The 14056-nt window shown below is 72.8% G+C and carries 8 protein-coding genes and 1 riboswitch; of the genes, 6 read left to right on the forward strand and 2 right to left on the reverse strand.

Features of this window, described 5'->3' with window-relative positions; translation table 11 throughout:
* Positions 1-4: 4 nt before the first annotated feature.
* From SM573_RS13805 to SM573_RS13820, 4 genes are all read left to right on the forward strand, one after another.
* Positions 5-892, forward strand: a complete 888-nt coding sequence (locus tag SM573_RS13805; protein ID WP_474612560.1) for a carbohydrate ABC transporter permease — start codon at positions 5-7, stop codon at positions 890-892.
* Between the two features lie 159 nt (positions 893-1051).
* Positions 1052-2704: a glycoside hydrolase family 13 protein gene (locus tag SM573_RS13810; protein WP_474612561.1), complete on the forward strand. Its 1653-nt coding sequence runs from the start codon at positions 1052-1054 to the stop codon at positions 2702-2704.
* Between the two features lie 207 nt (positions 2705-2911).
* A complete protein-coding gene (locus SM573_RS13815; RefSeq protein WP_474616220.1) occupies positions 2912-5740 on the forward strand; it encodes a discoidin domain-containing protein in 2829 nt (942 codons plus the stop codon).
* A gap of 123 nt (positions 5741-5863) precedes the next feature.
* Positions 5864-10150: a galactose-binding domain-containing protein gene (locus SM573_RS13820; protein ID WP_474616221.1), complete on the forward strand. Its 4287-nt coding sequence runs from the start codon at positions 5864-5866 to the stop codon at positions 10148-10150.
* A gap of 75 nt (positions 10151-10225) precedes the next feature.
* Here SM573_RS13820 and SM573_RS13825 read toward each other — a convergent pair whose 3' ends face one another.
* A complete protein-coding gene (locus SM573_RS13825) occupies positions 10226-10990 on the reverse strand; it encodes a crotonase/enoyl-CoA hydratase family protein (RefSeq protein ID WP_474616222.1) in 765 nt (254 codons plus the stop codon).
* A 64-nt stretch (positions 10991-11054) separates the two neighbouring features.
* A riboswitch (cobalamin riboswitch) is annotated at positions 11055-11221 on the forward strand.
* Between the two features lie 48 nt (positions 11222-11269).
* Between SM573_RS13825 and bluB the strand changes: the two genes are divergently transcribed.
* Both bluB and SM573_RS13835 read left to right on the forward strand, forming a co-directional pair.
* The gene (bluB, locus tag SM573_RS13830; RefSeq protein ID WP_474616361.1) at positions 11270-11905 is read left to right on the forward strand and encodes a 5,6-dimethylbenzimidazole synthase; all 636 of its coding nucleotides are present in this window, start codon (positions 11270-11272) and stop codon (positions 11903-11905) included.
* Positions 11906-12005: 100 nt separating this feature from the next.
* Positions 12006-12857 carry a Rieske (2Fe-2S) protein gene (locus SM573_RS13835; protein WP_474616223.1) on the forward strand — a complete coding sequence of 284 codons (852 nt, stop codon included), beginning with the start codon at positions 12006-12008 and terminating at the stop codon, positions 12855-12857.
* 6 nt (positions 12858-12863) lie between these two features.
* Here SM573_RS13835 and SM573_RS13840 read toward each other — a convergent pair whose 3' ends face one another.
* Positions 12864-14054: a LysM peptidoglycan-binding domain-containing protein gene (locus tag SM573_RS13840; RefSeq protein WP_474616224.1), complete on the reverse strand. Its 1191-nt coding sequence runs from the start codon at positions 14052-14054 to the stop codon at positions 12864-12866.
* Positions 14055-14056: the final 2 nt, after the last annotated feature.

The raw sequence follows: 14056 nt of genomic DNA on the forward strand, positions 1-14056 counted from the left end.
AGAAATGGCACAGGACAGCGGGACCCGGACCCTCATCTCCCACGCCCAGCTCCGGCGGGGGCGCGGCAGGCTCGTCTACTGGACGCTGCTGACCGTCGTCGTCGTGGTGTTCACGCTCGTCTTCCTCGGGCCGCTCTACTGGATGGTCACCGGCGCGCTCAAGTCCGGCCAGGAGATCGCGCAGACCCCACCGACGCTGTTTCCGAAGGATCCCCAGCCGCAGAACTACATCGACGCGTGGAACAACCTGGACCTCGCCAAGCTGCTCTTCAACACCTTCTACTACGCGGCCGGCGCGGTGCTGTTCCAACTGGTCCTCGACACCGCCGCGGCGTACTCCCTGTCGAAGCTGCGCCCCGTCCTCGGCAACGTGATCCTCGGTCTGATGCTGGCGACGCTCATGATCCCGACGATGGTCCTCATCGTCCCGCAGTACGTGACGGTGATCGACCTGCCGATCCTGCACGTCAACCTGCTCGACTCGCCGTTCGCGATCTGGCTCCCCCTCGTCGCGAACGCGTTCAACATCTTCCTGCTGAAGCGGTTCTTCGACTCCATCCCGGAGGACCTGATGGCCGCGGCCCTCGTCGACGGGGCCACACCGCTGCGGACGCTCTGGTCGATCATCCTGCCGATGTCGCGCCCCATCCTCGGCGTGGTCTCGATCTTCGCGGTGACCGCGGTCTGGAAGGACTTCCTCTGGCCGAAGCTGGTCATGCCGCACCCGGAGACGCGGACGGTCAGCGTCGGCATCTACGCCTTCTCGGGCGGGACGCCCATGAACGTGGTGGTCGCCGCGTCGGTCATCGCCGCGATCCCGACCGTCATCATCTTCCTGATCTTCCAACGGAACATCATGTCCGGCCTGACCACAGGCAGCCTCAAGGGATAGCCCGACGACGGCCCGGCCGCGCGACGCACTCGCGGGGCCGGCGGGGCCGACCGCACCGGCACACCACCCGCGCACCCCGCGGCGAACAACGACCGTTCGCCCGATCCACCCTCAGGTCCGGCGAACCCGCCGACGTACCGACGCAGAAAGCAGGTGTCCGTGTCCACAGCAGACGACCCGCGGTGGTGGCGCAGCGCGCTGATCTACCAGATCTACCCGCGCAGCTTCGCCGACGCCAACGGCGACGGGATCGGTGACCTCGCGGGTATCCGGCAGCGCCTGGCATACCTCGCCGACCTCGGCGTCGACGCCATCTGGTTCAGCCCCTGGTACCCGTCGCCGATGGCCGACGCCGGCTACGACGTCTCCGACTACCGGGACATCGACCCCGTCTTCGGCACGCTCGCGGAGGCCGAGGCCCTGATCGCCGAGGCGCACCGGCTGGGCCTCCGGGTGATCATCGACGTGGTGCCGAACCACTGTTCGGACGCCCACCCGTGGTTCCAGGCCGCGCTGGCCAGCCCGGACGCCCCGGAGCGGGAGCTGTTCTGGTTCCACCCCGGGCGCGGGCCGGACGGCTCGCGGAAGCCCACCGACTGGGTCTCCCCGTTCGGCGGCGACACCTGGACGCGCACCACCAACCCCGACGGCACGCCGGGCGACTGGTACCTGCACCTCTTCGCGCCCGAGCAGCCGGACTTCAACTGGGACCACCCGCGGGTGCGGGCCGAATTCGAGGACATCCTGCGGTTCTGGCTCGACCGGGGCGTGGACGGCATCCGCATCGACTCGGCGGCGATGCTCGCGAAGGACCCGGCGCTGCCGGAGGCGCCGCCGGACGGTCCGAGCCCCTTCATCGACCTGGACGCGGTGCACGAGATCTACCGGAGCTGGCGGCGCGTCGCCGACCAGTACCCGGGTGGCCGGGCCCTGATCGGCGAGGTCTGGCTCCCCGACCACCAGCGGTTCGCCAACTACCTGCGCCCGGACGAGCTGCACGCGGCGTTCAACTTCGACTTCCTCGGCTGCGCCTGGGACGCGGCGGCGCTGCGCACCTGCATCGACACCACGCTGGCCGCGCACGCCCCGGTCGACGCCCCGGCGACCTGGGTGCTCTCCAACCACGACGTCACCCGGCACGTCACCCGGTACGGCCGGGAGGACACCACGTTCAGCTTCGCGGCCAAGCGTGAGGGGGTCCCGAGCGACCTGGAACTCGGCACCCGCCGGGCCCGGGCGGCGGCGCTGCTCTCCCTCTCCCTGCCCGGTGCCGCCTACGTCTACCAGGGTGAGGAGCTGGGCCTGTGGGAGGTCGAGGACATCCCTCGGGAGCTGCGCCAGGACCCGATGCACTTCCGGTCCGGCGGTGTCGACCCCGGCCGGGACGGCTGCCGCGTGCCGCTGCCCTGGTCCGGCGAGACACCGCCGTTCGGTTTCAGCCCGGAGAACGCGAGCGGAGCGCCCTGGCTGCCGCAGCCGGCCGACTGGAAGGACCGTACGGCCGAGGCGCAGGCGGGTGACGAGCGCTCGATGCTGGAGCTGTACCGGTCGGCCATCGCCGTGCGCCGGGCCGAACCCGCGCTCGGTGACGGCGAGATGAGCTGGCTGCCGGCCCCGGACGACGTGCTCGCCTACCGCCGCTCGCCGAGCTTCGTCTGCCTGGTCAACCTCTCCGGCACCCCGGTGCCGCTACCGCCGCACACCGAGCGGCTGCTCGCCAGCGGCCCACTCGAGGACGACCTGCTGCCGCCGGACACCGCCGTCTGGCTGCGTACCGCCGAGGAGACCCCGACCGCCCCCGACCGGGCCTGACCACGCGGTGCCGGCGGCCGTCCCGCCGCCGGCACCGCACCCGACCCGGCGGCGACGCCCGGGTCCCGCACCCGCCGCCGGCCCCGCCGGCCCCGAGACCGAGACGGAGGTACCCGCCCAGCACGAACGCCGGGGGGAGCACAGAGCACGGGGGAACCGCAACGTACGGGGGGATCCGGACCACCGACGAGAGGGAGAGCTCCGCTCATGCCCGACCACGCCACCACCCCACCCCGAAGAGCCCGGACCCGCGCGGGGCTGGCCGCCCTCGCCGGCGTCGCCCTCACCGCGACCTCGCTCACCGTCATCGCCGTGACCAGCACCGCCACGCCCGCCCGGGCGGCCGGCCTGTCCCCGTTCGACATCCCGGGTCGGGGTGCCACGGTCCCCTTCGTCGAGCACGAGGCGGAGGAGGTCGCGCACACCGGCACGAAGATCGGACCCGACCGGCACTACGGCACGCTGCCGTCCGAGGCGTCCGGCCGCGAGGCGGTGACCCTGGACGCGGTCGGCGAGTACGTCGAGTTCACCCTGACCGCGCCGGCCAACGCGGTCACCTTCCGCTACAGCATCCCCGACAACGCCGCCGGCACCGGCCGGGATGCGAGCATCGACCTGCGGGCCAACGGCACCCTGGTCAAGGCCGTCCCGGTCACCTCGCGGTACGGCTGGTACTACGGCGGCTACCCGTTCAACAACAACCCGGGCGACACCAACCCGCACCACTTCTACGACGAGACCCGGACGATGTTCGGGACCACCTACCCGGCCGGCACGAAGATCCGCCTCCAGGTCTCCTCGACCGCGCAGTCGCCCAGCTTCACCATCGACCTGGCCGACTTCGAGCTGGTCGGCCCGCCGATCAACAAGCCCGCCGGTGTGCTGGACGTGGTCGCCGACTTCGGTGCCGACCCGACCGGGGCGACCGACTCGACCGCGAAGTTCCAGGCTGCGGTGGACGCGGGCCGGGCGCAGGGACGGGCCGTGTGGATCCCGTCCGGCACCTTCACCCTCTGGGACCACGTGGTCGTGGACGGGGTGACCCTGCGTGGCGCCGGGCCCTGGTACTCGGTGCTGGGCGGCCGGCACCCCACCGACCGCAAACGCGCCGCCGGCATCTACGGCAAGTACGTCCCGGGCGGCGGCTACAGCGGCGAGATCCGCCCGCACGAGGCGGGCGGCCCGAGCCGCAACGTGACCCTGCGGGACTTCGCCATCATCGGCGACATCCGCGAGCGGGTGGACGAGCACCAGGTCAACGCCATCGGCGGCGCCATGTCCGACTCGGTGGTGGACAACGTCTGGATGCAGCACACCAAGGTCGGGGCCTGGATGGACGGCCCGATGAACAACTTCACGATCCGCAACAGCCGGATCCTGGACCAGACGGCCGACGGCGTGAACTTCCACTGGGGGGTCACCAACTCCACGGTGACCAACACGTTCGTCCGGAACACCGGTGACGACGCGCTGGCCATGTGGGCGCAGAACGTGCCGAACGTCGGCAACTCGTTCACGTTCAACACCATCGGCGTGACGATCCTCGCCAACCACCTGGTCACGTACGGCGGGCGGGACATCAGGATCACCGACAACGTGACCGCCGACTCGGTCACCAACGGTGGTGGCATCCACGTCGCCAACCGCTATCCGGGCGTGAACGGGGCCACCGCCGTCTCCGGGACGATCACCGTGGCCCGGAACACGCTGATCCGCAACGGCAACTCCGACTACAACTGGCGGTTCGGGGTCGGCGCGATCTGGTTCTCCGCCCTCAACGAGCCGATCCAGAACGCGGCGATCACCGTCACCGACACCGACATCCTCGACAGCTCCTACGCGGCGCTGCACTGGATCGAGGGCGCCACCAGCGGGATCAGCTTCACCAACGTCCGTATCGAGGGCGCCGGCACCTACGCCCTCCAGGTGCAGGCACCCAGCCAGGTCTCGTTCACCAACGTCCGCGCCACGGGCATCGCGCAGGCCAACCCGATCCACAACTGCGTCGGCAGCGGTTTCCAGATCACCCAGGGGCCCGGCAACTCCGGCTGGTACACGCCCACGCCGTACTGCGGCCCGTGGCCGGAGCCGCAGTGGGGCGGCGGCCCCACCGACCCACCGCCGACCGACCCGCCGCCCACCGACCCGCCGCCCACCGGCGGAAACCTGGCCCTGGGCCGCCCGGTCACCGCGACCAGCACCACCCAGAGCTACGTGGCGGCCAACGCCGTGGACGGCAACGCCGGCAGCTACTGGGAGAGCGCCAACAACAGCTTCCCCCAGTCGCTCACCGTCGACCTGGGCGCGGCGCGGGCCGTCGGCCGGGTGGTGCTGAAGCTGCCGGCCGGCTGGGAACGGCGTACGCAGACGCTGTCGGTGCTCGGGTCGACCGACGGGTCGTCGTGGAGCACGCTCGCCGGCTCGGCCGGCCGCACGTTCGACCCGGCCGCCGGCAACAGCGTGTCGATCGCCGTGCCGGCCGGTGACCGCCGGTTCGTCCGGCTGGCCTTCACGGCCAACACCGGGTGGCCGGCGGGCCAGCTCGCCGAATTCGAGGTGTACGGCGACGGCGGCACCCCGCCCCCGACCGACCCGCCGCCCACCACCCCGCCGCCGAGCGGGAACCTGGCGGCCGGGCGGCCGGTCACAGCGACCAGCCACGCGGACGTGTACGTGGCCGGCAACACCGTCGACGGCACCGCGAACACCTACTGGGAGAGCGCCAACAACGCCTTCCCCCAGTCGCTGACCGTCGACCTGGGCAGCGCCCGTCCGGTGGCCCGGCTCGTCCTCAAGCTGCCGCCGGCGGCCGCCTGGCAGACGCGTACGCAGACGCTGACCGTGCTCGGCTCCACCGATGGTTCCTCCTTCGGCACGCTGAAGGCCTCGGCCGGCTACACGTTCAACCCCGCCACCGGCAACACCGTCTCGATCCCCCTCCCGGCCGGCGACCGCCGGTTCGTACGGCTGACCTTCACCGGCAACACGGGCTGGCCGGCGGGCCAGCTCGCCGAGTTCGAGGTCTACGCCACCTGACGTGCGCCGGTGGGGCCCTACCGCCGACATGGGCCCCACCGGCGCACCCGCAACACCCCCCGCACCACACCGCACCACCGCACACGCCTCTCCACGTCCCCCGGGAAGAAGGTGTCCGCAACCATGTCCAGATTCCGTACCCGACTGATCGCGGTGCTCGCCGCGATCGGCCTGGCCGTCACCGCGGCCCCGGCGCCGCCGGCCGCCGCGGCCGGCGGCCCGAACCTCGCCGCCGGCCGGAGCGCCTCGGCCAGCAGCGTCAACGGCCCGTACGCCGCCGCCAACCTCACCGACGGCAACCAGGGCAGCTACTGGGAGAGCAGCGGCGCCCTCCCACAGTGGGCCCAGGTCGACCTCGGCTCCAGCCAGTCGATCGACCAGGTGGTCCTGAAGCTCCCCGGCAGCTGGGAGGCGCGCACCCAGACGCTCTCCGTGCAGGGCAGCGCCGACGGCAGCGGCTTCACCACGATCGTGTCCTCCGCCGGCCGGTCGTTCAGCCCGGCCTCCGGCAACGCCGTGACCATCAACTTCCCGGCCACCAGCACCCGGTTCGTCCGCGTCGCCGTCACCGCGAACACCGGCTGGCCGGCCGCCCAGCTCGCCGAGCTGGAGGTGTACGGCGCGGCCACCTCGTCGGCCAACCTGGCGCTCGGCAAGGCGATGGCGGAGAGCGGCCACGCCGACGTCTACGGCGCCGCCAACGCCAACGACGGCAACGCGGCCACCTACTGGGAGAGCCCCAACAACGCCTTCCCGCAGTGGATCCAGGTCGACCTGGCGGCCACCGTCACCGTGAATCGGCTGGTGCTCAAGCTCCCCGGCGGGTGGGGTGCGCGCAACCAGACGCTCACCGTGCAGGGCAGCACCAACGGGTCGAGCTTCAGCACGCTGGTCGCCTCGGCGTCGTACGCCTTCAACCCCGGCTCCGGCAACTCGGTCACCGTCACGGTGCCCAGCACCGCCACCCGGTACCTCCGGCTGCTCTTCACCGCGAACACCGGCTGGCCGGCCGGGCAGCTCTCCGAGCTGGAGGTCTACGGCCCCGCCACCGGTGACACCCAGGCGCCCTCGGCGCCCGGCAACCTCGCCTTCACCGAGCCGGCGCCCGACCAGGTCCGGTTGACCTGGGCGGCGTCGAGCGACAACGTGGGGGTCACCGGCTACGACGTCTACGCCAACGGCGTGCTCCGCACCAGCGTCGGCGGCTCGACGCTCACCTACACCGACACCCAGCCGGCCGGCGCGACGGTGACCTACTTCGTCCGGGCACGGGACGCCGCGGGCAACGTGTCGGGCAACAGCAACTCGGTGACCCGCGCCGGCAACACCGGTGACACCGCGGCGCCGACCGCGCCCGGCAACCTCGCCTACACCCAACCGACGACCGGGCAGATCCGGTTGACGTGGACGGCGTCGACCGACAACGTGGGCGTCACCGGCTACGACGTCTACGCCAACGGCGCGCTGCGCGGCAGCGTGAACGGGTCCACCCTCACCTACACCGACACCCAGCCGGCCTCGGCGACCGTCTCCTACTTCGTCCGGGCGCGGGACGCGGCGGGCAACGTGTCGGCGAACAGCAACACGGTGACCCGTACCGGCAGCACGCCGGGCGGCACGAACCTGGCCGTCGACAAGCCGATCACCGCCTCGTCGGTGGTCCACATCTTCAACGCGGTCAACGCCAACGACGACGACGTCACCACCTACTGGGAGGGCGCGCCCGGGGCGTACCCGAGCACGCTGACCGTGGCGCTGGGCGCGAACGCGACCATCAGCTCGCTGGTGGTGAAGCTCAACCCCGACCCGGTCTGGGGGCCGCGTACGCAGACGTTCCAGGTGCTCGGCCGGGAGCAGTCCGCCTCCGGGTTCACCACGCTGGTCGGGTCGGCGACCTACTCGTTCAGCCCCGCGAGCGGCAACACGGTGACCATCCCGGTCTCGGCGACCGCCGCCGACGTCCGGCTCCAGTTCACGGCGAACTCCGGCTCGTCCAACGGGCAGGTCGCCGAACTCCAGGTGATCGGGGTACCGGCCCCGAACCCGGACCTCACCGTCACCGGCCTCACCGCGTCGCCCGCGTCGCCGGTGGAGACCGACGCGATCACCCTCTCCGCCACGGTCCGCAACGCCGGCACCGCCGGCTCCGCGGCCACCGCCGTCGGCCTCTACCTGGGTACGACGAAGGTGGGCACGGCGAACGTCGGCGCGCTGGCCGCCGGCGCCTCCACCACCGTGTCGGCGAACATCGGCCCGCGCGACGCCGGCAGCTACGAGCTGGTCGCCAAGGTCGACGAGGCGAACACGGTGATCGAGCAGAACGAGGGCAACAACACCTACACCAGCCCGACGGCGCTGACCGTCAGCCCGGTGGCCAGCTCCGACCTGGTGGCCTCGGCGGTGACCTGGTCGCCGGGCACGCCGAGCGCGGGCGCCACCGTCACCTTCGCGGTGACCCTCCGCAACCAGGGCACGGTGGCCTCGGCGGGCGGCGCGCACGGGATCACGCTGACCGTCGTCAACGACACCGGTGCCGTGGTGCGCACGCTCACCGGCTCGTACACCGGCACCATCGCCGCCGGGGCGACCGCCGGGCCGGTCAACCTCGGCAGCTGGACGGCGGCCAACGGCCGGTACACCGTCCGGGTGGTGCTCGCCGACGACGCCAACGAGCTGCCGGTCAAGCGGCAGAACAACACCAGCGAGCGGCCCCTCTTCGTCGGCCGTGGGGCGAACCTGCCCTACGACATGTACGAGGCCGAGGAGGGCTCGGTCGGCGGCGGGGCGCAGGTCGTCGGGCCCAACCGGACCATCGGCGACCTGGCCGGTGAGGCGTCCGGCCGGCGGGCGGTCACCCTCAACACCAACGGCGCGTACGTCGAGTGGACCACCAAGGCCCCGGCCAACGCCCTCGTGACCCGCTTCTCCATCCCGGACGCGCCGGGCGGCGGGGGCATCAACTCGACGCTGAACATCTACGTCAACGGCGTCCTGCACAAGCCGATCAGCCTCACCTCCAAGCACATCTGGCTGTACGGCGCGGAGGCCGCCCCGAGCGACTCGCCGAGCGCGGGCCCGCCCCGGCACATCTACGACGAGGCGAACGTCCTGCTGGACTCCACGATCCCGGCGGGCAGCCGGATCCGGCTCCAGAAGGACCCGGCCAACAGCACCACGTACGCCATCGACTTCATCAACCTGGAGCAGGTGGCGCCGCGGGCCAACCCGGACCCGGCCCGCTACCGGGTGCCGAACGGGTTCAGCCACGCCGACGTGCAGAACGCCCTGGACGCCGTCCGGATGGACACCACGGGCAACCTGATCGGCGTGTACCTGCCGGCCGGCACGTACGAGACCTCCCAGAAGTTCCAGGTCTACGGCAAGGCGGTCAAGGTGGTCGGCGCGGGCATGTGGTACACCCGCTTCCAGACGCCGGCCTCCCAGCAGAACACCGACGCGGGCTTCCGCGTCGAGCCCTCGGCCAGCGGCTCCTCCTTCGAGCACCTCGCCTTCTTCGGCAACTACACCAACCGGATCGACGGGCCGGGGAAGGTCTGGGGTGAGCTGAAGGACGTCGACAACATGACCCTGGACAACGTCTGGGTCGAGCACACCGTCTGCGCGTACTGGGGCGTCAGCGTCAGCGGCCTCACCATCACGAACAGCCGGTTCCGCAACACCTTCGCCGACGCGGTCAACATGACCAACGGCAGCACCGACAACCGGGTCGCCAACTCGGAGGGGCGCTCCAACGGTGACGACGCGTTCGCGCTCTTCTCCGCGACCGACCAGGGCGCGTCGACCGGCAACCACGGCAACGTGTTCGAGAACCTGACCGCCACGCTGACCTGGCGGGCGGCGGGCATCGCCGTGTACGGCGGCTACGACAACGTGTTCCGCAACCTCTACATCGCGGACCAGTTGACGTACTCCGGCATCACGATCAGCTCGCTGGACTTCGGCTACCCGTTCATCGGGTTCGGCGCCAGCCCGCCGACCCGGTTCGAGAACATCTCGCTGATCCGGTCCGGCGGCCACTTCTGGGGCGCGCAGACCTTCCCGGCGATCTGGGTCTTCTCGGCGTCGAAGGAGTTCCGCGGCATCCGCGTCTCGGACGTGGACATCGTGGACCCGACGTACTCCGGGATCATGTTCCAGACCAAGTACAACGGCAGCCAGCCGGAGAACCCGGTCACCGACACCGTCTTCACCAACGTCTCGATCTCCGGGGCGCGGCGCAGCGGTGACGCCTTCGACCACAAGTCCGGCTTCGCCATCTGGGTGAACGAGATGCCCGAGCCGGGTCAGGGCCCGGCCGTCGGGTCGGCGACCTTCAACAACCTCCGCCTGACCGACAACGACGTCGACATCAGGAACACGACCTCGACCTTCACCATCATCCGCAACTGACCCTCCGCACCCGGACGCCGTCGGGAGGACCCACCCTCCCGGCGGCGTCCGCCGTCGCGGCGGGCCGCGGCCGGGTCAGGTGGCCGGGGCGCCGTGCCGGCCCGCCCCGGCCGCGAACCGTGCCGCGCCGGCCGCCGCGTCCACGGCCAGCGACTCCGTCCCGTACGCCAGCTCGGTCGCCATGGCCGCCGCCTCGGGCAGCCCGGCGCCGGCGAGCACCGCCGCCCGGTCGTTGCGCAGGCAGGTCTGCGGGTGGCGCGCCAGCTCCGCCGCCAGCCCCTCGGCCACCGCCCGCGCCGTGCCCGGCTCGACCAGCCGGTTGACCAGACCCATGGCGTACGCCTCCCGCGCCGGCACCGGCCGGCCGGTGAGGATCAGGTCCATGGCCCGGCTCTCCCCGATCAGCCGGGGCAGCCGGACGGTGCCCCCGTCGATCAACGGCACACCCCACCGACGGCAGAAGACACCGAGCACGGCATCGGACTCGGCGACCCGCAGGTCACACCAGAGCGCCAGCTCCAGGCCGCCCGCGACCGCGTAGCCGGAGATCGCCGCGATCACCGGCTTGGCCAGGGTCATCCGGGTCGGGCCCATGGGGCCGTCGCCGTCCGGCTCGACCCGGTTGCCGCTCGGCGTGCCGATCGCCTTCAGGTCGGCGCCGGCGCAGAACGTGCCGCCGGCGCCCCAGAGCACGGCGACCGAGGCCTCCGGGTCGGCGTCGAAGGCCCGGAACGCGTCGGCGAGTGCCCGGGCGGTCGGCCCGTCCACGGCGTTGCGCGCGGCCGGCCGGTCCAGGATCACCGTGGTCACCGGCCCCGCCCGCTCGATCCGTACGCCCATCGGCACAGCATGCCCTCGACGCCGCCGGCACGCCAGGGGCTACCATGCCGGCGGCACGATCACGCGAGGTGCCCCGCGCGAGCGGGGAGAATCGGGAAGCCGGTGGAAATCCGGCACGGGCCCGCCGCGGTGACCGGGGAGCCACCGTCCACGCGCACGCGCAGCCACTGGCCGAACGGCCGGGAAGGCGGACGGCCAGGCGTCGATCCGGGAGTCCGAAGACCGGCCTCGCCACGGTGCCCACGCGCCGTCGTGGGCCGAGCGCAGCGGGAGCCTGCCCTGAACACCGACCTGTACGACGTCATCCACCGCCGCCGGGACGTGCGCGCCCAGTTCACCGGGGCGCCGGTGCCCGACGACACGCTGCACCGGATCCTCGCCGCGGCACACGCCGCGCCGAGCGTCGGATACTCCCAGCCCTGGGACTTCATCGTGGTCCGGGACCCGGAGACCCGGCACCGCTTCCACGCCCACGTCACCGCCGAGCGGGACACCTTCGCCGCCACCCTGACGGGGGAGGCGGCCGAGCGGTTCGCGCGCATCAAGATCGATGGCGTACGCGAGTCCAGCCTGTCGATCGTCGTCACCTACGACCCGGCCCGGGGCGGGCCCGCCGTGCTCGGCCGGCACGCGATCGCCGACACCGGGCTCTACTCGGTCTGCCTCGCCATCCAGAACCTCTGGCTGGCGGCCACCGCCGAGGGGCTCGGCGTCGGCTGGGTCTCCTTCTACCGGGAGCCGTGGGTGGCCGACCTGCTCGGCATCCCGGCCGGCATCCGCCCGGTGGCCTGGCTCTGCGTCGGGCCCGTGACCCGCCTGGAGGCCGTGCCCGACCTCGCCCGGCACGGCTGGCGGCAGAAGCGGCCGCTGGCCGAGGCGATCCACCCGGACCGGTGGCGGCCGCGGCGGGCCTGACGCGAGCACCGTTCACCCCTCGGTCAGGGTGTCGTCACGCACCGCGACATATGTTCCCCGCGACCGGTTTACGACCGCGAGCGCCGGGAAGTCGGTACCCGTGCGAGCACTCTTGACGAAGATCGAGCAGAACACCGGGCTGGACCGGGTGGGTGACCGGTTGCAGCGGGCCGTCCAGACGGTCCTGCGGCCGCAGCGGGTCCGGGACCTGCTGCACGGCGTCCCGCTGGGCCACCCCCTGCACCCGGCGATGGTGCAGGTGCCGGTCGGGTCCTGGATCAGCGCCGCGATCCTCGACGTGATGCCGGGCCAGCAACGGGCGGCCACGACGCTGACCGCGGTCGGCACGGTGAGCGCCGTGCCCGCCGCGGTGGCCGGGCTGAACGACTGGGCCGCGCTGGCACCCGACCAGCGCCGGGTCGGCCTCGTGCACGCCGCCGCCAACAGCGTCGCGCTGGCCTGCTACACGGGGTCGCTGGTCGCGCGCTTCTCCGGCCGGCACCGCCTCGGGCGTGCGCTCGGCATGGCGGGCCTCAGCGCCGCCAGCATGGGCGCCTACATCGGCGGGCACCTCGCGTACAAGCAGGGGGCGCAGGTCAACCAGAGCATCTCGGAGATGCACCTGATCAGCCAGGGCTGGCATCAGCTGGGCGACATGGCGAGCCTGCCGCAGCGGGAGCTGATCACCCGGGAGATCGACGACGTGTCGGTGATCCTCTACCGGCACGGCGACGACGTCACCGTCATGCTGGAGCGCTGCCCGCACCAGAGCGGCCCGCTGGGCCAGGGCGAGGTGCAGCAGGTCGACGGGCACGACTGCGTGGTGTGCCCCTGGCACGGCAGTACCTTCCGGCTCAACGGCGGCGAGGTGGTGCACGGCCCGTCCGGCAACGACGGGCAGGTGCTGCCGACCCGGATCCGCAACGGCGTGCTGGAGGCCCGGCTGCCCTGAGGGCGGTCAGTCCCTCCGGTGTCGCCCGACCGGAAGCTCCCCGGCCGCCCGCGCGTGCGCGCCGGCCTGGCCGCTGGGCAGTGCCCGGAGCGGAGGGGCCGCCGCGGACGACGTCGCCCGTCCCGCGCCGGCCGATCGCGTCCGGCCGCCCGCCGCCGCACCACCCCGCCCGGACCGCGCGCCGACGGCGGCCGGGCGGCGCCGCAGGCCGAGCACGGCGCCGATCTGCGCGCCGACGATGCTGGCCACGGCGAGCACGGCGGAGACCGCCAGCGGGCGGTTCACCCGGTCCGGCGCACCTGCCCGGGCCGCGCCGACGGCCATCGCGGGCGCCTCGCCGCCGGACGCCCCGCCCGCCTTCTCGGTGGGCAGCTCGCGGGTGCCGTGCGCCGGCGCGACCCGCTCCGGCTCCGGCGCGGGACGGACCGGTGCCGGGCGTGCGACGAGGCGACCGGTGGCGTGTGGACGGACACCCCGGTCGGTGGCCTGCTCCGGGAGCTTCAGCAACTGGCCGGGACGGATCCGGTCCGGGTCGGCGAGCCGGTTGAGCCGGGCCACCTCCCGGTAGTCGGCGAAGTCGTCGAGGTAGCGCTGGGCGACCGCGCCGAGGTAGTCGCCCTTCGCGACGCGATAGACGGGCAGGTCGCGGGCCGGGGCGTCGCGGACGGTCGGAGCCGCCGCCGGGACCGGCCCGGAGGTGGGCGAGCCCGGTGCCGCAAGCACGGCGACCGCCGGCGGGGTCGGTTGGTGCGGTGCGCTGGCCGTCGTGACCGTCGCGGCCGGGCCGGCGTACGCCTGCGTGCTCACCGCGGCGGCGCTGGCCGCCGGTGCGGCGGCGACGATCAGCGCGACCGAGCCGACGAGGGCCGCGGCGGCCCGCTGCTGCCGGCTCATGCCGGGCAGCCGGGGCGCCGGGCGGCGCAGTGCCTGCGCGGCGAGTTCGACGAGCACCGAGAGCGTGAACGTGGCCCAGCCGAACCACCCCACGAGCGCCAACGCCCGCAGGAAGAGTCGCCCGTCGTCGCGGCTGGTCAACGCGGTGCCGACCTCGGCCAGGGTGGGCACGTGGTCGGGGAGCGGGTTACCGGCGAGGGCGAGCAGCGCCACCGGAGCGCCGACCACCACGGAACAGAGCACGATCAGCGCGCCCAGCCCGGTGAGGACGCGTCCGGTCCGGCGTACGGCGGAACGAACCATTG

This window comes from Micromonospora xinjiangensis, assembly GCF_056150165.1.